Source organism: Desulfonatronum parangueonense, assembly GCF_054656975.1.
Genome location: NZ_BAAHXH010000003.1, coordinates 4,269,984 through 4,293,654 on the forward strand (window position 1 = coordinate 4,269,984; position 23,671 = coordinate 4,293,654).

General features: G+C 59.9%; 14 protein-coding genes. 7 read left to right on the forward strand and 7 right to left on the reverse strand.

The features are described from left to right. Positions 1 to 359: 359 nt before the first annotated feature. The 4 genes from ACYQ15_RS19095 to ACYQ15_RS19110 form a co-directional block, all read right to left on the reverse strand. A complete protein-coding gene (locus ACYQ15_RS19095) occupies positions 360 to 3,080 on the reverse strand; it encodes a glycosyltransferase family 4 protein (protein WP_459939081.1) in 2,721 nt (906 codons plus the stop codon). Beyond that, positions 3,080 to 4,354 carry a class I SAM-dependent methyltransferase gene (locus ACYQ15_RS19100; RefSeq protein ID WP_459939082.1) on the reverse strand — a complete coding sequence of 425 codons (1,275 nt, stop codon included), beginning with the start codon at positions 4,352 to 4,354 and terminating at the stop codon, positions 3,080 to 3,082. The genes ACYQ15_RS19095 and ACYQ15_RS19100 overlap by 1 nt, the downstream gene beginning before the upstream one ends. 20 nt (positions 4,355 to 4,374) lie before the next feature. Next, on the reverse strand, positions 4,375 to 5,604 hold the full coding sequence (locus ACYQ15_RS19105; protein ID WP_459939083.1) for an ABC transporter ATP-binding protein: 1,230 nt from the start codon (positions 5,602 to 5,604) through the stop codon (positions 4,375 to 4,377). Between the two features lie 225 nt (positions 5,605 to 5,829). After that, positions 5,830 to 6,624 (reverse strand): ABC transporter permease, encoded by a 795-nt coding sequence (locus tag ACYQ15_RS19110; RefSeq protein WP_459939084.1) that lies wholly within the window; start codon positions 6,622 to 6,624, stop codon positions 5,830 to 5,832. Positions 6,625 to 6,789: 165 nt separating this feature from the next. On the opposite strand from ACYQ15_RS19110, the gene ACYQ15_RS19115 reads away from it, so the two are divergent. Both ACYQ15_RS19115 and ACYQ15_RS19120 read left to right on the forward strand, forming a co-directional pair. Then, positions 6,790 to 7,821, forward strand: coding sequence for a glycosyltransferase family 2 protein (locus tag ACYQ15_RS19115; protein WP_459939085.1), 1,032 nt, complete (start codon positions 6,790 to 6,792; stop codon positions 7,819 to 7,821). After that, positions 7,821 to 8,990 (forward strand): glycosyltransferase family 4 protein, encoded by a 1,170-nt coding sequence (locus tag ACYQ15_RS19120; RefSeq protein WP_459939086.1) that lies wholly within the window; start codon positions 7,821 to 7,823, stop codon positions 8,988 to 8,990. Before ACYQ15_RS19115 ends, ACYQ15_RS19120 begins: the two co-directional genes overlap by 1 nt. 42 nt (positions 8,991 to 9,032) lie before the next feature. On the opposite strand, the gene ACYQ15_RS19125 is transcribed toward ACYQ15_RS19120, so the two are convergent. The 3 genes from ACYQ15_RS19125 to ACYQ15_RS19135 all read right to left on the reverse strand — a co-directional run bounded on the left by ACYQ15_RS19125 (position 9,033) and on the right by ACYQ15_RS19135 (position 13,929). Continuing rightward, on the reverse strand, positions 9,033 to 9,971 hold the full coding sequence (locus ACYQ15_RS19125; RefSeq protein WP_459939087.1) for a glycosyltransferase: 939 nt from the start codon (positions 9,969 to 9,971) through the stop codon (positions 9,033 to 9,035). A gap of 73 nt (positions 9,972 to 10,044) precedes the next feature. After that, positions 10,045 to 12,336, reverse strand: coding sequence for a right-handed parallel beta-helix repeat-containing protein (locus ACYQ15_RS19130; protein WP_459939088.1), 2,292 nt, complete (start codon positions 12,334 to 12,336; stop codon positions 10,045 to 10,047). A 39-nt stretch (positions 12,337 to 12,375) separates the two neighbouring features. Next, positions 12,376 to 13,929, reverse strand: a complete 1,554-nt coding sequence (locus tag ACYQ15_RS19135; RefSeq protein WP_459939089.1) for a glycosyltransferase family 4 protein — start codon at positions 13,927 to 13,929, stop codon at positions 12,376 to 12,378. A gap of 170 nt (positions 13,930 to 14,099) precedes the next feature. Between ACYQ15_RS19135 and ACYQ15_RS19140 the strand changes: the two genes are divergently transcribed. The 5 genes from ACYQ15_RS19140 to ACYQ15_RS19160 all read left to right on the forward strand — a co-directional run bounded on the left by ACYQ15_RS19140 (position 14,100) and on the right by ACYQ15_RS19160 (position 23,617). After that, the gene (locus ACYQ15_RS19140; RefSeq protein ID WP_459939090.1) at positions 14,100 to 15,587 is read left to right on the forward strand and encodes a CAP domain-containing protein; all 1,488 of its coding nucleotides are present in this window, start codon (positions 14,100 to 14,102) and stop codon (positions 15,585 to 15,587) included. Positions 15,588 to 16,170: 583 nt separating this feature from the next. Further along, positions 16,171 to 16,674 (forward strand): DUF4214 domain-containing protein, encoded by a 504-nt coding sequence (locus ACYQ15_RS19145; protein ID WP_459939091.1) that lies wholly within the window; start codon positions 16,171 to 16,173, stop codon positions 16,672 to 16,674. Between the two features lie 316 nt (positions 16,675 to 16,990). Continuing rightward, entirely contained in the window at positions 16,991 to 18,514 is a 1,524-nt protein-coding gene (locus ACYQ15_RS19150) for a DUF4214 domain-containing protein (RefSeq protein ID WP_459939092.1), read from the forward strand. Positions 18,515 to 18,836: 322 nt separating this feature from the next. Continuing rightward, positions 18,837 to 22,121: a M4 family metallopeptidase gene (locus tag ACYQ15_RS19155; protein WP_459939093.1), complete on the forward strand. Its 3,285-nt coding sequence runs from the start codon at positions 18,837 to 18,839 to the stop codon at positions 22,119 to 22,121. A gap of 95 nt (positions 22,122 to 22,216) precedes the next feature. Beyond that, positions 22,217 to 23,617, forward strand: coding sequence for a trypsin-like serine protease (locus ACYQ15_RS19160; RefSeq protein WP_459939094.1), 1,401 nt, complete (start codon positions 22,217 to 22,219; stop codon positions 23,615 to 23,617). Positions 23,618 to 23,671 lie beyond the last annotated feature (54 nt).

Consider the following 23,671-nt stretch of genomic DNA (forward strand, 5'->3'; position numbering starts at 1 on the left):
ATTTTGACAGGATGAACGGGATGGACGGGATATTCAGCCGCGGCACGGACGGCCGGGGCTGACATGCATCCGCTGCGCGTGTGGAGGTATTGCCGTCAGGCGATGATGGTTTTGGGCTTTGGCTTCCGGTGAATATCCGCGTATCCTGTTCATCCTGTACATCCTGTCTAAATGTTTTTTTTGACAGGATGAACGGGATGGACGGGATTGTCAGCCGTGGCCTGGACGGCCGGGGCTGAAATGCATCCTCGGTCGTGGGGGGCGGGAGGTTTTGCCGTAGGCGATGGTTGCGGGCTTTGGCTTCCGGCCAATGCCTGCTTAATCCTGTTCATCCTGTACATCCTGTCTAAAAAAAAGTTTCAGCGCACGTCTAACGTGTCGGGTTGCACGCGGAGGGCGTGGAGGAGGCCGGTGAGGCGGCGGCCCATGTTTTGCCAGGAGTGGGCGGCCAGCCATAGATTTTGTAACTCCAGGGTCGAAGCGGCATGTTCGGGGTTGTGGAGCAGGTTGCGCAGGCCGTTCAAGATGTCGTCCTGGGTTGTGCCGGGAAGAAAATGGACCACTTCGGCCACGTCCTTGAAAATGGGCAGGGGCGTGCAGACCACGGGTCGCCGGGCGGCAAGGCCGAAGCGGACGGCGGCGCTGGAGGACTCCTGGGTGTGCTGATAGGGGAAGACGACCAGTTCCGAGGCGGAGAGCAGATCCAGGACGTGATCGTCGGGCAGGAACGAGGTGATCAGCGAGACCCGGTCCATGATGTTCAGGGCGCTGATCTGTTCCAGGCATTCGGCATGCAAGCCCTGGGAGGCGGGTTTGGGATAACGGGCGCAAAGCAGCAGCAGGTGCAGGTTTGGAATCTGCCCGGCAAGGGCGGCAAAGGCCTGGATCAGCTCCAGGATGCCCTTGTGGGGCAGCAGGAAGCCGAAGCCGGCAATGGTGCGGGGGGAGGGATGAGGGTTGGGGGTTGAGGGTTGATGGACAGGGGGATGCTGAAATGCCGGGATGCTGGGATGGAGGAGGGGGCGATCAAGGACGCCCTGGGGAAAGTAGGTCACGTTGTCCCCCAAGCCCATGTCCTTGAACCGGTTCAAGTCCGCCACCGTATGCACAAGAAGCCGGTCCGCCAGGGCCAGCTCCGGGACAATTCGCCGCAGCGGATTGCCCGGTCCACCGGTGGAGTGGAAGATGATCACCACCGAGATTCGGCCGCGGTGAAGCTCGCGTAGCAGCGTTGCCAGACGGTCCAGGCCGAAAAAGGAGAAATGGAACTGGATCACCGCGGCGGCGCATCCTTGCTGCCGTATGACCTCGGGCAGGGTCCGATCGAAATCCTCGTGGCCGAAACAGCGGCAGACCGAAGGCTCGTCCGGACCCAGCCGCGATTCCCAGACCGGCGCCAAGTGGTGGACCTCCAGCGTATCATCAAGATGGGCGCAGAGGTAGTCCGAGTACTTGGCGATACCGCAGTGGCTGTTCCAGGTGGAAATCATAGCCGTGGAGAGGCGTTGGGGCCGGACCGGGGCCTGCGTGGTCGCGGCAACGGCATGCATGATTTTTCGGGCACAGTTGTCCCAGGTCAGGGCCGAGGCGGTGCGGCGGGCGACCTCCAGGCGAGGCGTGAGTTGTTCCGGGGCTGTCTGGTGGATTTCACGCATCAACGCGGCTAGGCTCTCCACCCGTGGTTCCGCCCAGACCGAACCGAAGCGATTCAGGTGTGAGGCGGCAGGGGCAAAATCCCAGTCGATCAGCCAACTGTTTTCCGGGGTGCAGAAGTCTGTCTGGCCGCCGTAGCCCGTGGTGATCACCGGCAGACCCAGAAGCATGGCCTCGGCCATGGGCAGGCCGAACCCCTCGCCCCGGCTGGGCGCGGCCAGGGCATGGCAGCGCAGATAGAGATCCTTGAGCCGGCCCTCGGACAAGTCCTGATTGACGAGCACGATATGGGGACAGTCCGCATGGGCGGCGCGCAGGGCGGCAACCTGCTCCGCCACGGTATTGTGCGGATTGGGGAAGGACTTGATCACCAGGGTGACGTCGTCTCTGTCCGAAAAGGCGCGGGCATAGGCAGCCAGGAGCACGTCCACGCCCTTGCGCGGAAAGCAGGAGGAAACGTGCAGGAAGCGGAACATTCGGCCCAGGTCCATATCCAGGGGCTCGCGCTGCGCACGCAGGACATGATCCAGCCCCAGGCCGACCACATGGACCGGCAGGCGCACGCCGTTGTCCGCCATCACCTTGCGCACATACTCGGACATAACCGTCAGACCGTCCAGGGTGCGGTTGAACCGTTCCACGTTCGGCGCGGGCACCAGGGATTCCTCCCAGCCGTAGCTGCCGGTCATGTTGATCGTGCCCGGGCGGGAGAACACATAAGGAGGATACGAGTTCCAGAGCACGGTGCGGACGCCGATCGCGGATTCGGCCTTGCGGCGCAGCGCCTCCAACCCTGGCTCACGCAGGCCGCCGCCGCGACCGGCCCGGGTCTGGCCGTTGGGTCGGCAAAGAAAATCCAGTCCGACGCGGCCGGGACGGATGCGTTCCAGGGCCATGGCCAGCTCCCGGTTCAACAGAGAGAGACTGTAGCTGCCCTCATGAGGACCGTCCACCAGGTAGTCGAGACCGTCATCGGCCACGGGGGCGGCGGCCCGGGCCAGGGAGCGGGTGCGCAGCAGGGCCGCGATGAGCGCGGCAACGGTCTCCGGGTCGGGATGTTCCAGGATGATGGCCCGTGATGCCAGATCAGCCGTCCGGGGGTCGCTGCCGAGAACGAGCACCGGAACGGCCATGTCCCGGCACAGGTCGAGCAGAACCGCGTCGGGCTCCGCGTCTCCCGGTGCGAGACAGACCGAGGCCATGCGCACGCAGGCGGCCAGGGCGGATGGATCGTCCGGCGGGTGATAGACTCCCTCTTCCGGAGGAAGCGGATGGGGATCGGACTGGTGGGGCAGAATCAGGCGGATGGGATGGGGCAACAGGCGGGTCAGATGGACGTGCAGCTGGCCCAGATCCGACTCCTGCCGCAAACAAAGGATATTTATTCCCTCACGCAGGGCAAAGGCAGTTTCCTGGCAATAGGTCATTACTTATACCCGACGATCATATAATCCTGCGGGGCGAAGAACATGCGGCGGAGGAAGCCATCGGGGACCTGGCCCATGTCCTGGTGTACAAAGGGGTGCAGGCCGGTCCAGTAGACGCGTTGGTAGCCGCGCCGGGACAGGAGGAAAAAGGCCGTTTCCGGGTGGATGGGCCGCAGGTGGGTGGGGTCGCGGTGGAAGGAGCAGGCGCCGACCAGCAGGTTTTCCGGGTTAGGGGTTTCCAGGATCAGGGCGCCGCCGGGGACAAGAGCCCGATGGGCCGCGTCGAGCAGGGCGACAATGGCCTCCAGGGGCAGATGCTCGATGAGATGAAAGGCCGTGACCGCGCCAAGGCTGCCGGGCGGGAGGCCGTGAAGATGGTCCAGGGCGTCCCCGACGCGGACGTCCTGGCCGAGTTCCCGGCACAAGGCTGCGGAGGCGGGGTTCAGATCCACTCCCGAGGCTCGCAGTCCCTGATCGCGGAGCAGTTCCAGCCATTCGCCCCGGCCGCAGCCGATGTCCAGGACGGGAGCGTCGGCCGTTCCGGCCTTGATCCGGTTTAGATATGGCAAATAGACGGCCAGACGCTGTTTGATCTCCTCCCGAGGGCCGCGAAAGGTGTTCTCGAAGTCCAGGTACAGGCCGTCGAGCCCCAAGAGCGAGGACGTCGGCGCGTTGCGTCGTTCCAGATCTTCGATGCGGATGCGTGCGGCTTGCAGTTCCCGTCGCAGGAGCAGGATTTCCTGATCAACAGGGGCCGAATCCGGCGGCACGTCCCGCCGCGCCCAAAGGATGTTCATGCGTTTCCAGTTTTCCGGCAGGCGATACATGGCCGCGCACCAGCGCAGCAGCGGACCGAGCAGGGGCAGCCGGGCGATATGGAACGGCAGCAAACGTCGTCGCAGGCCGGGAAGAGGAACCGCTGCCGCGCGGCCTTCGGGAGTTCGGCGGATGGCGTCCAGGACTTCAACCTTATGCAGTTCCCCGGATTGCATGGCTTCCATGTAGGCTGCCAACCGGGTCGGATCAGGCCGCGTCCCTGTCAGGGCGGTCCAGGCATGGTCCAGGAATTCCTGGCCGTTCAGGGCGAGGAGGTCAGGCAGGGTGGCCGGGGGCGGTGTCGTCCCGGGTGGAGGAAGCGGAACCGGCGCCAATTCCGGAGCAGGCCCGTCTTCCGAGGCCAAGTGCTTTTGGCTGACACCCAGCCGCTCCAGCTCGGATCGAGTCAGGTCCTGCAGAAGATCGCGGTCGAGTCCGGGGATGGAGGTTTTGAGCATTTGGGTTTTTAGGTTGTGGGTTATGGGGATGGGTGGATGGTGATGGTGGGGGGGAGCCAGTTGGAGCCGATGAAGGTGGTTTTGTTCAGGTTGGCCACGGTGAAGACCAGGGCCAGGTCGCGCCATTCGTAATTATGGGCGAGGTGGGTCTCTCCGTCGGCCAGGTTCACGGCAACGGAATAATTGCCCGGTCCCATGTTCGCGGCGAAACGGATGGAAAAGGTGAGGGAGCTTGCTGCGGGCAGGTCTCCCACGGCCTGGTCCGTGAAGTGGGTGTTGGTTCCGTAGATGGCTTGCCCGAGATGGTCCTTGATCATGTAGCCCAGCACGAGGCGGGGAATCGGCAACCGAGTGCGGATCACGACGCGCAGATTGACGTCCTGACCCACGGCGACCATGCGCAGTTCCTCGTCGGCCTCGTTCAGCAGCGCGACGTCCTCGATCCAGGCCTCACCGGTTCCGGAGACTGTTCGAGTTCGGCCGTCCAGTCCCTGCTCCAGCTGCAGGGTCCGGTTTTCCTCGTCCGCCAGAAGGGCATTGTAACAGTCCATGACCAGTTCGGGAATCTCGTCCTTGAGAATGGCGCCCTTGTGTAGGAGGATGGCCCGGTCGCACAAGGCCTGGACCGCGGATTTATCGTGGGAGACGATCAGCAGGCTGGTGCCCTGGCGCTTGTATTCCCTGATCCGGGCGAAGCTTTTGTGCTGGAAATAGGCGTCGCCAACGGACAGAGCCTCGTCCACGATCAGGATTTCCGGACGCATGGCCGTGGCCGTGGCAAAGGCCAGGCGCATGTGCATGCCGCTGGAGTAGGTGCGCACCGGTTTGTCAAAATAATCGCCGATCTCGGCGAAATCCTCGATCTCCGGCATCATGGTCTCGATCTGCTCCTGGCTGAACCCCATCAGGCCGGCGGAATGGGCCGCGTTGCGCCGGCCGGTGAACTCGGGATGAAAACCCATGCCCAGTTCCAGAATGGCCGAGATGCGCCCGGCAATGCCCACGCTGCCGGTGGTGGGACGCAAGGTGCCGGTGATCAGTTTGAGCAGGGTCGACTTGCCGGCCCCGTTCTGGCCCACGATGCCCACCGCCTCGCCCCGGGAGACCGTGAAGTCGACATCGCGCAAGGCCCAAAACTCCTCCGCGGGCTTCCGGTTCAACCCGAACCAGGTCATAAAGCGGTGGCTCTCCCGGCGATACCGGCGAAACGCCTTGCCCAGATCCTCCACCCGCAGCACAATGTCGTTCATACTTCTCCAACTACAAAAACAAATATAGGAATTTTTTGACAGGATTAACAGGATTGACAGGATTCTCAATCAGCGGCCGGAGGCCACTGTGCAGAAACTATCGCCAGAGGCGAGAGAGGAAGCCGTTTCATAAGCCTGTCAATCCTGATGATCCTGTCCAAAATTCTTGTCCTATACCCACAACCCCCAACAACCCCCAACAACCCCCAACAAACCCCACAAACCCTAAAGCATATCCACCATATCCGGCCCCGCCCTGCGAAACAACTCAAATGCACAGACCAGGAGCACGGCGGATATGAGAGCCACCACTGCCAAGCCGCGCAGACTCGGTGCTGTGCCGAAAATCAAGGCGTTCTGATACCCGGTGACGATGTAGTACATGGGGTTCAGGCCCAGCAGGTGACGATAGGATTCCGGGATGATGACCGGACTGTAGATGATCGGGGTCAGCCAGAATCCGAACTGCAGGGCCACGGTCACGGCCTGGGACACATCGCGGACAAAGACGTTGATCACGCCCAGGAGCAGACCCAGCCCGGCGGCCAGGGCCACGTTCAGAAAAATCAGCAGGGGCAGCCAGATGATGGTGGATCCGGGAAGGTGGCCGATGACCGCAAAAACAACGATTATGGCCGCGAAAAGCAGCATATTGTTCAGGATTGATGATCCGGTAATGATGAAGGGCAGGCAGATTCGGGGAAAGACGATCTTTTTGAGCAGGTTGGCATTGTCGATGTACATGTTCAGACAGCGGGTCAGGATTTCCGAAAACAGGCTCCAGGCCAGAATGCCGGCCATGAGAAAGGCGGCGTAGCCGAACTTGCTGTCAATGCCCGGCAACCTGGCCGAGATGACCGCGGAAAGAACCAGGGCGTACATCAGGACCTGGGATAGAGGGTGAAGCACGATCCAGACCAGGCCAAGCCGACTGCCGACGATGCGGGAGAGGAACTCGTTACGGATGGAGGTCCAAATGAAATGGCGATAGCGCCACAGGCCTGCCAACATGGCGTTCATAGGTTTCCTGTTTGCTGATGTCGAACAGTTATGGTTTGCGTGCTCAAACTTTTTAATTTATGTCATTTTTTGTTGAGACGTCAAGGTTTGGGTTTGTTGGGTTTGTTGGGTTTGTTGGGTTGTGGGGTTGTGGGAGTTTGTTCATATTAATTGGAGGCGGGGTGTATGGAGGTGGGGATTTTGCGGAGTTCCGGGGCTGTGGTGGACGTGATTGTACCCACTTACAACGGCACGGATCATCTGCCGCGGCTGCTGGACAGCCTGGAGCGGCAGACATGCAAGGAGTTTACGTGCACAGTCATTGATGACTGCTCGCCGCAGGACATTGCTCCGTTGATCCGGGGACGGTATCCGTGGGTGAATTTCGTGGTTCAGAAGCGGAACAAGGGGCCGGCCCACAACCGTAACGTGGCCGCTGGAATGGGAAAAAGTCCCTATATAGCCGTGTTCGACGACGATACCTTTCTGGAAGACGAATTCTGGCTGGACAAGGCGGTACGCCTGATGCGCGAGGAACCCGGACTGGGGCAGGCCGGGGCGATGATCCTGAACGGATTTGATCCAGCGGTCCTTCTGGACTGTGGAATCGAACGGGTGGGGCTGGTCTTCGGGGGACGGTACCATGCCTTTCGCCGGGATGCGACGAAAGGCGGGCATCTGGTGTCGCGGCGGGTACTGGGCGTTTGTTCCGCGGGCATGATCATGCGGCGGGACGTCTTTGAGCTCGTGGGCGGTTTCGATGCATCATACTTTTATCCCTGCGAAGATCTGGACCTGAGCCTGCGCATTCATCTGGCCGGGTTGGACGTGCGCTACGAGCCCTCGTTGGTGGTGCATCATCTGGAAAGTCAGGCCATGGGCAAATCCCTGGAACGGAAAATGTATCTGTACCGCCGCAACTGCCTGCTGGCCCTGGCCGAGAATTATCCGGCAGGAGAGGTGCTGCGGGTCTTCAAGGCTCTGGCGGGGCTTGGCCTTGGTCTTGCCAACGGCGGCGGGACGGCATGGACCGGACGGCCGGAGGCTTCGTTCCCGGCGACCCCCCAGTCCAATCTGGCCAGGAACTACTTGCGGGCCGGCCTTTATCTGACCTCACGGTTCGTAAAGATTCTGCGCAAACGCAGACGGATGGACCATGTTTTGCGACGACCGCGACGCTACTTGCTGGAAATCGAGCAGGATCAAGGAGTAACGTAATGCGCATCGGCGTAAACTGTTTCCTGCTGCACCCCCGGGCCGGGGGTGTGCGGCAGTACTTCATGGCCCTGTTCAATGAGCTGCTTGGCGATGAGCAAAACGACTACGTTTTTTTTCATACTCCGAACAATCTGCCCTTGCTGGAAGAGCTGGAAAGCGAGAGGTGGCGGAAGGATGCCGTGTTCATTGCCGATCAGGGCGAGATCCGGGGCCGCGCTCGAGACATGGACCTGTACTTTTGCCCCTTCGGCTCCCTCTGGCCGCGACCCCTGCCCCTGCCCTGCGTGGTCACCCTGGTGGACATCCAGGAAGTTTTTTTTCCGCAATTCTTCTCAGCCGTGGATCTGTACAACCGGGAACTGCATTACGTGGGCTCAACCCGTCTGGCCCAGCGGGTGGTGACCATCTCCGAATTTTCCAAGCAGACCATCGTAGAGCGGCACAAAATATCCGCGGGAAAGGTGAATGTGGCCCATTTGTGTCCGGATCATCGCTTTTTTGATCCGCAACACCACGGCATCCGGCCTGATCTGCCGCTGGAGGAGGATTACGCGCTGTTCCCCGCCAACCACTGGCCGCACAAGAATCACGAAACCTTGTTTCAGGCCCTGGCATGGCTGAAGCGGGAACGCGGCCTTGTGATCCGCCTGATCTGCACTGGTCACGACAATGTCGCCGGCGGATCCGACCTTTCGGAACGGATTGCCGCGCACGGGCTGGAGAATGAGGTGGTCAAAGCGGGATATCTGCGTGTGGAGGAGATGGTCTATCTGATGTCCAGGGCGAGGATGCTTGTCTTTCCTTCCCTGTTCGAAGGATTCGGGATTCCCCTGGCCGAGGCCATGGCAGCGGGTTGTCCGGTGACCTGCTCCAAAACGACATCCCTGCCGGAAGTGGGGGGCGAGGCAGTGCTTTATTTCGACCCGGACAGCGCCGAAGACATGGCCCTGGCCATGGAACGGCTCTGGACGGACGAAAATCTCCGTGCATCCCTGAGAGAACTGGGGCGGGAGCGGGTGCGTCTTTTCAGCCGGCAACGGCTGGCCGCAATCCATGAACAGGCGTTCATCGCGGCGAAAGCGGCCTACCGTCCCTGGCTCGGTTGGCTTCGCCGGCTCGAACACGGGCGCCACGTCTTGTGGACCATGTGGAAGCATCGGAGGGGGTAGAGGGGGGGGATTGGGTTTGTGGGGTTTGTGGGGTTTTTGGGGTTAGTGGGGAGGGATGCCCAGGGGGGTGAGTTTTTTGGTGGTTTCGGGCAGGGACTGGGTGAAGCGGGCGCGGATTTCGGCTTCTTCGCGGGGTCTGGCCAGAAACCAGAAAATAGCGTGCATGGCGGGCATGATTCGGGCTTTCAGGGGCGAAACTGGACCGGCGCCCGCTTCCATGCTTTTGATCAGATACTCCCAGAAATAGAGGACATAGGGCCGGGGGCGGAAAAATCTTGGTCGACGGCGATGCGCGGCCCAAAGGACGCGCCACAGTTCCAAGAGTCGCCTGACGGATCCGGAGCTGGTCTTGGCGTCGGCATGTAGGCGCGCCAGGGCCACGAAGGTCCGTGCGCGGCGGAACTTGCGGCCTTGAGCTTCCAGGCGCAAGAAGAGGTCGTAATCCATGGTCCAGTTCAGGTCATTGCGCACGCCTTGGGCCTGATGCCAGACTTGCCGCCGGATGCATGTTCCCGGCTGTTGGATGATCAGGCGCTGTCCGGCCAAGCGCCCCGGGGCGTGGGTTTCGGTACCCGTTGCGGGGATCAGGGCATTGTCCAGGGCGAAAAAGACATCCCCGTACACGATGTCGGCGCAGTGCTGATCTGCCTCGACCAGGGTTTTCGCCAGGGCCGGCAGTAGCAGGTCGTCGGCGCAAAGCCACGTAACCCAGCGGCCGGTGGTCAGGGCCATGCCTCGATTGATGGCGTCGCTTTGCCCGGCGTCGCGTTCCTCGACATGGCGCCAGTGCGGGCGATTTTGGCGGAATTCCTCGACCAGCGATCCCGTGTTGTCCGTGCTGCATGCGTTCTGGACGATCACCTCGCACCGGAGGTGGTCGTCCAAATCCGCCAGGCATTGCAAGGTCCAGCGCAAGTAGGTTTCTCCGTTGTAGACAGGGACGACGACGGAGAGGTCGGGAGACAATGCGTGCTGGTTCATGGGAATAGCCTATTGCGCCTGTTCCCGCTTTTTTTCTCTGTTTTCCCTGGGCGACGGTAAAGATAAATCCGGATCACGGCAGCAGCCCCCTTACCCGGTCCCGGCCGCTGGCCACGGTGGCCTGTTCACTGGTCACTCCATCCAGGGCCTTACGGGCCAGGTGCGCATCGTCAGCCCGCCATATCCGCCCCTTGGTCGCGAAGCGCTGGGTAAAATACTCGGACACGCGGACCTTGTGCCAGATGGTCGCCCAGTCCTGACCGTCGGCTTGGATGGCCGCGTAGATGACGTTGCCGATGAGCAGGCCCGGGGTGGTGCGGCCGGTGCGCAGTTCCTCGACCCAGTACCGGACGCCCTGGTCCTCGGGGCCAGGGCTCTTGTTCAGCAGGTTCCGATACACGGCCAGGACGAATTCGAGCCGGTCCGCGTCCGTGGCGGAGTGAGGGGCTTTGAAATAGGGGTACATGTCCTTGGCCTCGGCTGACAAGGCGAACACTTCGGCCACGGCCGGGATTGTCAACAGCCCGCTGCCCGCCTGATCTATCCAGTAGCTCAGGCCCTCGGGGTCCCCGGCTCGACCCCAGTAGGCCGCGTAGAAGGCGGAAATCCAGCCTCGTTCCGTAAGCGTGTTCGGTCGAAATGCGTCCGGCAGGGTTTCCTGGGCCCCGATGTCCGCATAGTTCGGCGTCCCTGTGCCCCTATTGGGCACGCCGGGGTAGTCCAGGCGGGGGTTGCCCAGGATGTCCACGGCCGGAGCCAGTGCGCCGTCGGCCCGGTCAATGCACGGAGAGTCGGGAGCGAGCTCGAAGATGTCGTCCAGCGTTCCGAGGACGCCGTCGGGTCCATATGGATTAATGAAGCGCGGGTCTTCGGAAAACGAGTTGGATACATTCTCCTGAAGCGCGCCGTGATTCCAGGCCAGGGTCTGGATGTTGGAATAGCCGACGGTCAGGTTGGAGGAACCTGACAGGAAATAATCCGGGGTGGGGACATGGCGGCCCTGGTTCTGGTCCCAGATCGCGATCACGGCGTGGTTGGCCCAGAAGATGCAATTCTGGAGGCGAAGATCCCGGGTATTGCTGGACAAAAGGCCTCCGCCATACTGGGCGGCTTGGTTGCCGTAGACCGTGCAGTTGGTAAAAATGGTCCGGTAATTGGGATTGGAAGTTTCAGGCGTATCTCCACCGTGAACCCGGATCGCGCCGCCGTTGGGCGCTGTGTTTCCGGCGAAAATGCTTGAACTGACTCGTACGCTTCGGGCATAGGAATGCAGCCCGCCGCCTTCCTTGAAGGCGCTGTTGCCCAGAAATTGGCAGCGTTCAATGACGTCTTCCCGGTCCAGCTTGTAGTCCAGCATCACTCCTCCGCCGTGGCTTGCTGAATTGCCCTGAAAGACGCTGTCGCGCAAAGCGACGGGGGTGAAATAGCTGTAAACGCCTCCGCCTTCGTTGATTCGGGCGTGGTTGCTCACGAAACGGGACCCGCTCACCTCCAGTGATCCCAAGTTGTTGGCGATGGCTCCGCCGGCTTTTTGGGCCTCGTTACCGATAAAATAACCGCCGTGCACTTGAGCGGAGGTATTGTTGAAGTCCACGGCCCCGCCGAAGGCGCCGGCACGGTTGTCGCGAAACGTGGAACCGCTGATGACCGGGGCCCCTTGGTTGACCCAGATCGCGCCGCCGCGTTGGGGTGAACCCTCTGTAGCCAGGTTGGACTCAAACTGGCTGTTTTCGATGAATATCGGGCTGTCCTGAACCCCCATTGCCCCACCTTTGGGTGACTGGTTGCGGCGGAAAACACAGTTCTGAAAGGTGGCCGCGGCCCTGTTCACGAAGACGGCCCCGCCGCTGAACGACGCCGAATTGTCCTCGAAAACGCAGTTGGCGATGGTCGGGTTCTGCATGTCGATGAACAGCCCGCCGCCGTACTCGTCCCAGCCAGAACCAGGGGTCGCGGCTCCGCCGCGAATGGTCAGCCCGTCGAGGCGGGCGTTCGCGGCCAGCATGTTGATCAGGAAAACGTGCTTGAGACGCCCTTGCCCGTCAACCACAGTGGGATTGGCTGCGATATCGCGTTGGTCGGAATCGCTCTCATGCCCGGCAAATCCTCCGTAGACGTGCATTCCCGGCTTGAGCGAGAGAGTTTGTGAAGGAGTATAGATGCCATGGGCGACCCAGATCACGGCATTGTCGCCGGAGGCGTTGATGGCCGCTTCAATAGTCTGAAAAGCTTGTACCCAGGAGGAACCGTTGCCGCCGGGACGGCTTTGGTCCACGAAAACCTGCGCCTGCGCGGCCAGGGGCAGGCAGAGCGTCAGGAGACAGGTAAGGGCCATGAGACGGAGGGGAGACATGGGCACGGGCATGGGAACCTCTCGGGTTGCAAGGGAGTGAATGAAAAAAGGTCAGGTGTATTGCCCGGATCCGCAGCGCAAGATTTTCAGCTTCCGCAGTCCGCGGATGAGCAGGTTGCTTTCCAGGGCTTGCAGACGGTCTTGGAATACTTGGCGTTGCATTTCCGTGGAATGGATGCGGGATTGCAGGTCGTGGATGACCTGGAGTCGGGCCTCGCGGTCGGCTTCCGAGGCGGCCAGCTTGTCTCCCAGGTCGTTGATGATCCGCAGCCGTGCTTCCCGGTCGGATTCGGAGACGGTCAGCCTGTCCCCCAGTTCTTTGACGACCTTCAGCCGAGCTTCCCGATCGGTTTCGGATTGTCGCCACTGCTCGAAAACGGCCTGGATTTGATCCCGCAGATGGAATGAGCATGTCAGCCACCATTGGCGCAGATGCCGCTGAGAAACCGGCGAGGTCCGTTTCTCACCTGTCATGGCCTCGAAATAGGCTTGTCTCACGATTTCCGCTGAACGACTCCAGGAGAACGCTTCGGCTTGTATCCGGCCCTTTCGCCCCATCTCAGCGCGCAATGCAGGATTTTCAGCCAGGTGGAGCATGGTTTGGACAAGCTGCTCCATGTCCAGGGGATCGACAAGCAACGCGGCGTCTCCGGCCACCTCCGGCAGGGCCGCGACGTTGGAGGTGATTACTGCCGCGCCCAGGTTCATGGCTTCGAGCACGGGCATGCCGAACCCTTCGTCCAGGGACGGATAGACAAAGCCCAGGCAGTGACGGTAAAGCCACGTAAGCTCCTGATCCGAAACATACCCCAGCACTCGAACCCTGCCGGACAATTCTGTCCTGTTCAGCTCCTGGTCCAGTTCCTGGGTCAGCCAGCCGCGACCACCGGCCAGAACCAGTGGAGCCGAAGTCGGATGCCGTTCCAAAAGGGAGGCATAGGCCTTGAGCAGCCGGACATGGTTCTTGCGCGGTTCCAGCGTGCCCACGCCCAGCCAGAATGCACCGGGAGTCAAATCAAAAGGGACGGAGTTCTGTGGGGTCTCCCCTTCGGGGAAGCTTAAACGGCTGGCCGGGTGGGCAATATGAATACGTTCCCGGGGAAAAAAAGGAAAAACGTCGAGAAAGCGCTCTCTGGAATAGGCTGAGATGGATACGATCCGGTCCGCGAAAAAAGCTGCGTCCAGGACTCCGCTCAGGCAGTTCCACCAGTTTTCAGGAGTCGTCCATTCCGGATGGTCCAGGAAGCTCAGGTCGTACAACGTGTAGACCAATCTGCAGCCTGGCAGGAGAGGCGGACAGGAATAGCTGTTGGCGTGAAGCACATCCGGCTTGCCCAGGCTCATGGCGAGATGGTCAGGGTCGCTGCGCCAGAACTCGACCAACTCCCCGCGGTTTTCCGCCAGAAAATGGTTACGAACCCGCTCTTCATCTGATGGGCCGCGGAAAGAGACGGAGTCGTCCCAGACGGCCGGGTTGAATCGGGGATAGAGCAGGAATTCGTCGTCCCGGTTCAAGGTCAGCAGGGCCTGGAGCAGGGACGCGGCGTAGTGGCCGCAGCCGGCCCGGCCCTGTCCTGTCTGGCTGATGTCGAAACCTATGCGCATGAGGACTATTGCCGTATGGAGGCGGAAGATGGGGGTGGAATGTCTTAGGCTATTGGTTGTTTTGATCGGATTTAATTGTTTTTTTGCGCCTGATGGCGTGTCTTGATAGGTTGTTCCAGCTTTTGCGTCAACCGGTGCATGTACGCACCAATACTACAAGGAGGACATTCATGCCGCGCGGGTTGTGGATCATTTTGTTGGTCATGGTTGTTTTCAGCGGAGGATTCTCTGAAGCCGGGGATGTTCCGGAAACGCTTTTTGCGGCATATTCCGGCCCACTGGAGGTTCCGACCGTGGATCAGTCCCTTGTCCCGCGCCAGCGACTGGTCGTGGTGCGTCCGGATTCGATCCGGATGGAACCGGGCAGTTCTGTGCTGCTGAACCTGTTCGACGACGTGCGGGTGGAAGCGGTCTGCGTATCCGCGGACCGGGAGGTGCTGGGCAGCCGTATCTGGCAGGGCCGCGGCACGGACACGCCCCCTGCGAAGGTAATTCTGGCCGTGGGTGGGAGAACGATATCCGGGGAGGTTCACGTGCATGGGCGGGTGTTTCACATCAGGCCTCTTGACGACGATGCGCATGTGATTCGGGAAGTCGTTTTCGTCTCGGATTTGGCAAACTCTTCGCGGACCAGGCAGGCTCCTTTGAATGTGGAGTGGGACAATGCCGGATTGGTGAACCAGGAGCGTCGGATCAACGGACTGCACGACCTGGCCTGGGACGACAAGCTGCGAACCGCAGCGCGGGAGCATTCCGGGGACATGGCCGCGCGCAATTATTTCGCGCACGCCAGCCTGGACGGCCGCAACCCCGGCGATCGGATCACGGCCGCGGGATATGTCTGGAACGCGTACCGGGAAAACATCGCCGTGGGCCAGACAACGCCGGTGGAAGTTCATCAAGCCTGGATGAACAGCCCGGGCCATCGCAAGAATATTCTGGACAGCGTCATCTGCGACATCGGCGTGGGATATGTCCACAACAGCGCCAGTCAGTATAGGCATTACTGGACCCAGAACTTCGGTCGCAAACATGGGCTGAGCACATGCCCCGCCGTGGCCGATCCGCCTCTGCCCGGCGCCCAGCCAAGTCCGGATCCTCAGCCCGAGGTTTTGAACAATCTGGGCTGGGCAAACGCTTTTTACGTGGCCTACTGGGGTCGCAGTCCGGATCCGGAGGGCTTGGCCTACTGGATGGACATGATCAACTCCGGACGGCTGAACGTCTCCCAGGTAGCCGAGGTTTTCGCCATGTCCGACGAGGCCAGGGCCGTTTATGCGTATTTCCATTCTCCGAGCAAGGCCACGGACGCCCAACGGGCCGACTTCGTCAGGGCCGTCTACATCAATCTCTTGAACCGGCACGCGGATACCACCGGCCTGAACTACTGGGTCGACGTGCTGCGCACCGGGGCAAGCACGCCCGGGCTGGTCATCGGGAACATCATCAACGCGGCCATGGCTGCCGGGTCCACGGACTGGCTGATCATCCGTAACAAGGTGGAGGTGGCCAATTATTTCGCTTGGCGCTTCGAGCAGAAAGGGTACGTCTGGAATGAAAATGCCCGGAATGCAGCGGTCGAGGCCCTGAAGGGATTGACCAGCGATCCAGCCACGGTCACCGCGCGCAAGGCCTGGATTGACCAGCTCATGCCGTAACAAATCGTGGCAGTTCGAGAATATCTTCAGTCCTCTAGCAACTGATTCGCCGCGGCAGCAACATAGGCTATGGCTGCGTCGGAATACTTGGGAGATTCGATCATGATCTTGGGCAACGCCTTTTTTACGATGGATGCTCGTTTGGGGGTTGACGATGACCTGGGGGCTTGGGAGCGAAACTCAGTTTGCCCTTTCTGAGGGTGCCGCACTCATACCTTGCTTGGGCGGAACGCGACGACGTCGGCACCTACAGAATGCATTTCAGCCGTCATGACGGCAGGAACTGGTCTTTACCCGCGCTGCTTTCCGACGGCGAGCAAGATGCAATCCTCCCCGCGGTGGCTTCGGATCGTCGCGGTTCCGTGTGGGTGGCCTGGAGTGAACTCAATGGAGTACACGGCGTGATCCGGTACAAAGTTTTTGCCAATGGGGCGTGGGGTGCTCCGGGAACCTTGTCCACGGAAACCTGTTCGGATTTGGCGCCGTGGCTCGCAGTGGATCAAGAAGGTCGGGCCTGGATGGTATTTTCCGGCAGCGATGGAATCCAGGGCGACGTGTACGCCGTGCACTGGCTCGGTGACAAATGGAGCGTGCCGGAAAAGGCGCACCCGACAATCGGACGCCGGATATTCTGCCGAGAATCAGCATCGGCGCGGACGGCCGTCCCGTGGCCGCGTGGCAGGGTTTTGCAGGAAGAAGATATCGAGAGTATTCCAGCAAAGAGACGATGCCGGTTGCACGGGAGGCCTTTATCCGAGCCGTGTACATGAACCTTCTGAACCGAGACGTGCCGGACGATGATGCCGGAGTCGAATACTGGGCGAAGGAATTGCGCATTGGCAATACTACGCCGGGAGCTGTCATCGGGAATATTATTCATGCCGCGATTCAGTTGGACGGCATGGACTGGGCTACCATCTGGAACAAGGTCCAGGTGGCGGAATACTTCACGGAACAATTCCGGAAGCGAGGAGGACACTGGCGGGACGGCGATCTGGAGCTCGCACGGCAGGCATTGCGTGGTGTAACGGATGATCCGGACTCGGTGGATGAAGGCAAAACCGAGGTGGATCGACTGCTTCCGTGACCAAATGTTTCCACGAGTTGGTCTGCGGCATTCGCTTGACCTGATTTCAGTGATCAGCTACAGGCAGTCAAAATAGGGACATCAATATCAATACACACAGGAAGATAATTTTGTGTTTTCCTTTTTAATCATGACATTGTGAGAGCAGGTTGATTTCCAGCGAATCTCTTTACTGTAAGGTGTTTTGTTGTTCAACCGTATCGGCTCTGGAGAATCAGAGTATCGTCCAACGCCCGTTTCCGCCTGATCGGCCGGAGCGGGCGTTTTTTTTTATCCTGCCCGTTTCACACCGGAAACCTGAACACTTGGAGGCAACATGAAACAGGGGATTTTTTATTCAAAGCACGTTCTGGTCTTGCTGCTGTGTTTGTTCATCGTGGGGCTCAACAGTGTGCGGGCCGAAGCTGGATCTTCTCTTCAGCATTTCGAGCAGGTGCGGGTCAATGACCTGAGCGATTGGGAATCATATATCGACAACGATGGTGCATTTGAAATTCAAAGTCCCGGCGAGGTGGTGCTGACAGCTGAAGAGCAGTCATACGCAGATATGTACAAGCCCTTTGAAGGGGCAGTCGGTGTGACGGCGACCATTGACATCAACGAGTTGAGCGGGCCGTCCCGTGCGGGAATACGCATCTCTCGGCTTGCCAACAGCATCGAGGGCAACAGGATCGATTCGGTAATGTTCATCTATCATTATGAAGGGGAATATAATGTCTCATATGTCGTGATTGATCGAGTATCCCAGGAACCGCTTTGTGAAGGTTTCATCCCCGTGCATGGCAATCCCCTGGAGAGCGGCATCCAGCTGGGAATAGCCCGTAAGGGTCATGAGATGCATTTTATTGCCGCGGAATATGGAACCGAAACCTGTATATTGAATGAAGACGTCGATTTTTCGCTCAGTCCCTTCTACCTGGTGCTCGTTGACGCGGAAGAGGGACGTGCCGACGCCCTGTTCCGGGACATTCACATTCTGTATCCAGAGCCAGAGCCTCAGGGGTTGACCGACGCCCAGTGGATCTCCTCGTTTTATGCGGCCTATTGGGGCCGGGCAGGAGATCCTGACGGTCTGAGCTATTGGCTTGGACGGGTAAGTCAGGGAATCATCGACGTGCCCGGCGTGGCCGAGAATTTCGCTCTGTCCGACGAAGCCAAGGCCATGTACCCGTACTTCAACTCGCCGGAGACGGCCACTGACGCGGAACGAACGGCCTTTGTCCGAGCCGTGTACCGGAACCTTCTGAATCGTGACGTGCCCGGGGACGATGCCGGGTTGGTCTACTGGGTGCAGGAATTGCGCTCCGACAATACCACTCCTGGCGCGGTGATCGGACACATCATCCACGCCGCGATCCAGTTGGACGGCGAAGATTGGGCTGTCGTCTGGAACAAGATCCAGGCGGCCGAGTATTTTACCCAGCGTTTCGAGGCCAGCGGCCGGATGTGGCAGGAAAGCGACCTGAACCTGGCCGGGCATGCCCTGGACTACATACAGGGCGATCCCGCAACGTTGGTGTCGGCCAAGGTTAGGATCGACCAGTTTTTCCAGCAGTTCGACGGAGAACCTTTGACCCCGACGACCATATTGGGAGAGTGGAACTTTACGGAACATGATGGGGCCGGGACGATGGTTTTTATGGAGGACGGCCGGGCAACAGGCACCATCGTCCTGGCGGAAGGAACAGGAGAATTCAGCGGAACCTGGGAGCTTGTCGGAGATTATCTCACCTTCATATTTGATGACGATTTGGAAATCATGAAGTCCCTCGTATTCGGTACTTCAGAAAGATTCACGTATCATACATCCGAAAATCCACTGACGTTCACCAGGCCATAACGGGGATGTCGGGCGTTTCGGCTTCCGCAATGCTTCAGGGGAGCCGGAACGCTTAAAACATCTTGCTGCTTCTTCAGCGGAGAGGCGGCACAGGATGGTTCAGTGGTCATTTTTTACACCTGCCGATGCACTGCGGAACATCGGCAGCCGGATTGCGCCCAGTGTTGAACACGAGAACCGCAACCCCATCACAGTTTTCAAAACTGCATTTTTTGTTGATTGTTGATGCCCATTTGGCCTTGTCTCCATCAACAGGCTGACTTGGCAATGTCGTTTGATGCATAGCGGAATTACATGTCACAGTTCTCAAAGAGAGGTGTTTATGAAGAGACGCTGTCTCCGTCACTGGTTGGGTTCGGTTTTCCTGCTCTGGGTACTGGTCATTTTCTCGACCCTGGCGACTGCCGCGGTTCTCGATGACATCCATGTCCATCCGTTGCCTGCGGGAATCAGCACGGCCTTGTCCGCGGCCGCTGCTGACGGTCATGCCTCCGCAGCGAACCCGCGGGATACGGTTATGGCTCTGCGCGCCGCTCTTTCCGGTTATCTCGGCGACACGTTCAACGGCATTGCGGGGCTCCCGGAGGGAAAACCCGTCCGAACGACGCGGGCAGACACGTCCAGCCGGGAGATTCCCGATGAGATCATCCTGAAGGCTGGCGCCCAGACGCCCAGACAGATCGTCATGCCTGTCCGGGACGTGGTCCGGACCAAGGCCGGAGGATGGAGCCCGAACGACCAGGATTATCACCTCGAGATGGCAGGCGACTTTCTGTATGTTTACCGGGATGTTCTGCGCCTGGCCGATCCGGACCGTGAGAAGGCCCTGGTCCGGTATTTTCAGGACGGCACCGGACGCGCTCATGTCAGATATGCCCAGCAGTACAAGGATATTCCGGTCTGGCCGGCCCAATGGCAGATCAGTCTGACCCCGGACGGCAGAGTTGAGCGCTTTTCCGGAGCCTATGCCCCCACGCCCAAGCGGTTGGTTCTGAAGCCTACGGTGGACAGCTTCCGGGCCATTGAAATCGCCTTCGCCGTCATCGCCCATGCAGGCCTGGTTGTGGAGGACCCGTCGGCCGTGGGCATTGACGAGGAACTGATCATCTTTGCTCCGGGGGACAGGCCCGCGATCCTGACGTGGAAAGTCGAGCTGCATGTCTCGCTGGATCAGGTCTGGCGGGTCCTGGTGGATGCCCACGCGGGGTTTGTCCTCGACGCCTACAACACCATCCCCGGGGTCTCGAGTGTTGTCTCGGGCACGGGAGTTCTTGGTGATCCGATTGCCGTCATGGGGCTGAAAGAAGGCGACGCCTACGTGTTGCTGGACACCAGCAAGCCAATGTTTGATCAGACGGCAGAGTCAGGCGTTATCATGACCCTGGATGCCCGGAACACTGTCAGCGAGACGCTCTGGCATCACACAGCCCCTTTGCCTTCGGGTCCCTGGGTGGCGGACGGTCTGAGCCTGCACAGGAACATGTCCCTGACATACGACTATTTTCACCAGGTCCACGACTGGAGCTCCTTCGACGGCCAGGGACACGACCTCGTGGGCATCACCCGGATCGGCCAGAACTACTACAATGCGTTCTGGAATCCGCATCACAAGATCATGGGCTACGGTGACGCCCGACCTTTTGTCGCGGACCTGGGGGTCGTGGCCCATGAGTTCACCCACGGCATCACTTCCTCCACATCCGATCTCGTATACCGGGATCAATCCGGTTCGGCCAACGAGGCCATGAGCGACATCTTCGGGGTCGCCGCGGATGCCTGGGCCAAGGGGAGGATCAACTGGATCATGGGCTACATTGCGGAGGATGGCGGCATGCGCTCTTTGAGCGACCCCGGTTCGATTCGAATTGCCCCTGACCTTCCCTATGTCTATCCCAGCAGGATGAGTGAGTACCTGGGACGAGATCATCCGCTGTGGGAGATGATCGGCACGGATGATCACGGCGGAGTGCACATCAACAACATGATCGTCAGTCACGCTTTCTACCTGATGGCCGAGGCCCTGCCCGGCGCCATGGGCCTGGAGCGGGCCGCGGCCATTTTTTTCCGGGCCAATACCGTTCACCTGCTCAGCAATTCGCAATTCATCGACGTCCGGCTGGCTTGCATCGCCTCTGCCGAGGAATTGTACGGAAAAGGGTCGCCGGAAGCATTGATCGTTGCGCAAGCATTCGACATGGTTGAGATTTATGATCCAGCCTTCTCCGGAGAACCGGTGTCTCCTCGCGACCCCAGGGATATTCCTTTCTTGTCCGGAGCGGACAACGACATCTTTCTTTTCGCCACGCATGAAGGAACATTTCTCGGACGGCGGGAAGCAGCCTTGGGCGATCCGGTCCAGGGCGTCCAGTTGTCTTCGTATCCCGCGGCCGCGATCCGTCCATCGGTTTCACGGGATGGAACCTTCGTATCCTATGTAACCATCGACGACGACATGGCCGTTCAGGTCACCGACGGGTCGGAGGACGTCGAAAAACTGGGCATGCCCGGCTTTGTCTATTCCACTTCCATGAGTCCGGACGGGAACAAATACGCGTTCGTGCTTCAGGATGAAGAACAGCCTTCCAATACGATCGTGGTTGTGGACGCCCGGACCGGCGAAGTCGTCGAGTACCAGTTGCGGGTTCAGCTTTTCGATGCTCCTCCGAAGGATATGATCCGTTTCGCGGAAACCATGACCTTCTCGGCTGATGGAAATCATCTGGTCTATGATGCGTTCAGTGTTTTCGACGTCGTGGGCGGCGACCGGATCGGGGCCTGGGCCGTCTACGCCTTGGACCTGACCACGGGAATGAACTATCCGCTGGTCAGCAGCGCCAGCGGGTTGCATATCGGCAATCCATCTCTTGCCAACACAACCAACGACGTGATGACCATGGACGTCTATGACCCCGTGTCCAACACATCCACAGTGATCACCCTGAATCTGCTGAACGGAAACATGGTTCCGGTCCATCAAATTCCGGGCATGGTCGGTGTGCCCGCCTTCACCGGCGACGATCAGGGAATCGTGTTCAGTTATCCCAATCAGGAAAAGATGACCGGCTCATCCCTGTCCGTGCAGGCTCTGGCAGCGGACCGCATGACGCCTCAGGGCGAGGCGCTCTGGTATCTCGATGAGGGCTTCGCCGGCGTCGTCTACCGCCGGGCGGGCAATGACCCCGTCGGCTTCACCATCGAACAGTGGGTCACGTCCTTCTACTTGGCGTACTGGAATCGATTACCGGACGCCGCTGGTCATGCCTACTGGACGGCGGAGGTCTACCGTGGAGCTCTGGAAGTTCCCGGCGTGGCCGAGAACTTCGCCTTGTCGGATGAGAGCAGGGCAATCTATGCCTATTTCAATGCGCCGGAGTCGGCATCCACAAGTCAAGTCCATGAATTCCTGCGCAGCGTGTACCGCAATCTCTTCGGCAGAGATACGACCGAGGATGATCCCGGGATCGCTTACTGGACAAGTGAACTGCAATCCGGTCGGACGACTCCCGGAGCCGTGATCGGAAACATAATTTATGCCGCCATGACGGCGCAAGGCGAGGATTGGCGGGCTATCCGGGACAAGGTACATCGGGCGGAGCAGGATATGTAATTGCGACAAAGCAGGTGCGACACATGAACCCCTGTTTCTCCGGTTCAGCGGGTATGGCCGGCAACACTGCAACTGTGGAAGAGGAGAAAGATATTATGTCGAACAAGGTCTGGGGCGGCATTGTTTTCCTGCTGGTTTTGTTGTTGGGCGTATGTACACCAGTTCAATCCCTCGCCGACTATCGGGGCAGCGTACGCATTGTCGGCGGGGACGTGGTCCGGGATCCCGAAGCCTATCCCTGGATGATATCCCTGGCAATTCCCTGGATTGGCGACCTGTATGACGCCCACGATTGCGGAGCCACGCTGATCAGTCCCACCTGGGCGCTTTCGGCGGCACATTGTTTCGTGGATGACGAGACCGGTGAAGTATATGATGAAGTCGATGCCGTTCTGGGAACGTTGTCCCTGAAGTCGCCATCCCCCGATTTCGAGCGCATCCCGGTGGAGCGTTTGATCATCCATCCCGAATATGACCGGTTCACGACGGACAACGACATCGCCTTGCTGAAGCTGAACCGTCCTTCGTCCCGACAACCCGTGGCTAAATTGGCTGCTTCTGACCAGGACGCAGCTCCCGGACTGATGTCCACGGTCCTGGGCTGGGGCTGGACCCTGCCCAAACCGAGATCGTTCCGGTCATCCTCGTCCGATCTTTTGAAACTGAATCTGCCCATTGTGGACAATGACATTTGCGCCCAGAGCATGATTTACGCAGACAGCGTGATCACCGACAACATGCTGTGCGCCGGAACCGGGCTGGGCGGGCAGGACTCCTGCCAGGGGGACAGCGGGGGGCCGCTGGTGCGGTCGCTGGAAGGAGGCGGACACATGCTCGTGGGCGTGGTCAGCTGGGGTGAAGGCTGCGCGGATCCTGACAGCTACGGCGTATACGCCAGGGTGTCCCGGTTCGTGGACTGGATCAACTCCCATGTTGACGGAGGCCTGACAACGGATCAGTGGATCACCACGTTCTACGTCGCCTACTGGGGCCGTGCCGCCGACCCTTCCGGCCTGAGTTATTGGATGGGCGAGGTGGACCGTGGGGCTTTGGACGTTGTGGGCGTGGCCGAAAACTTTGCCCTGTCCGCCGAAGCCAAGGCCATGTTTCCGTACTTCAACTCCCCGGAGACGGCCACGAATGGGGAGCGGACGGTTTTTGTTCAGGCGGTTTACGAGAACCTGCTCAACCGGTCGGTTCCCGAGGATGACGAAGGCGTGTTGTATTGGGTCGGCGAGTTGCGCGAAGGGCGTCTGTCTCCCGGACGGGTGATCGGGGACATGATCTACGCGGCCATCCAAATCGGGGCAACCGACTGGCTGACCATCTGGAACAAGGTACAGGTGGCCGAGTACTTTACTGAAATGTTTCAAGCCAAAGGGCGGGTATGGATGGATAGCGACCTTGATCTGGCCCGGCAGGCGTTGCAGGACGTGACGGATGATCCGGCCACAGTTGAGCTTGGAAAGGCGAGGGTGGATCAGTTGTTGGGGTAGCCGGACATCCTGAGGCTGTCGAAGATTTGCAAACAGCCCCGCAATCGCTGAGAT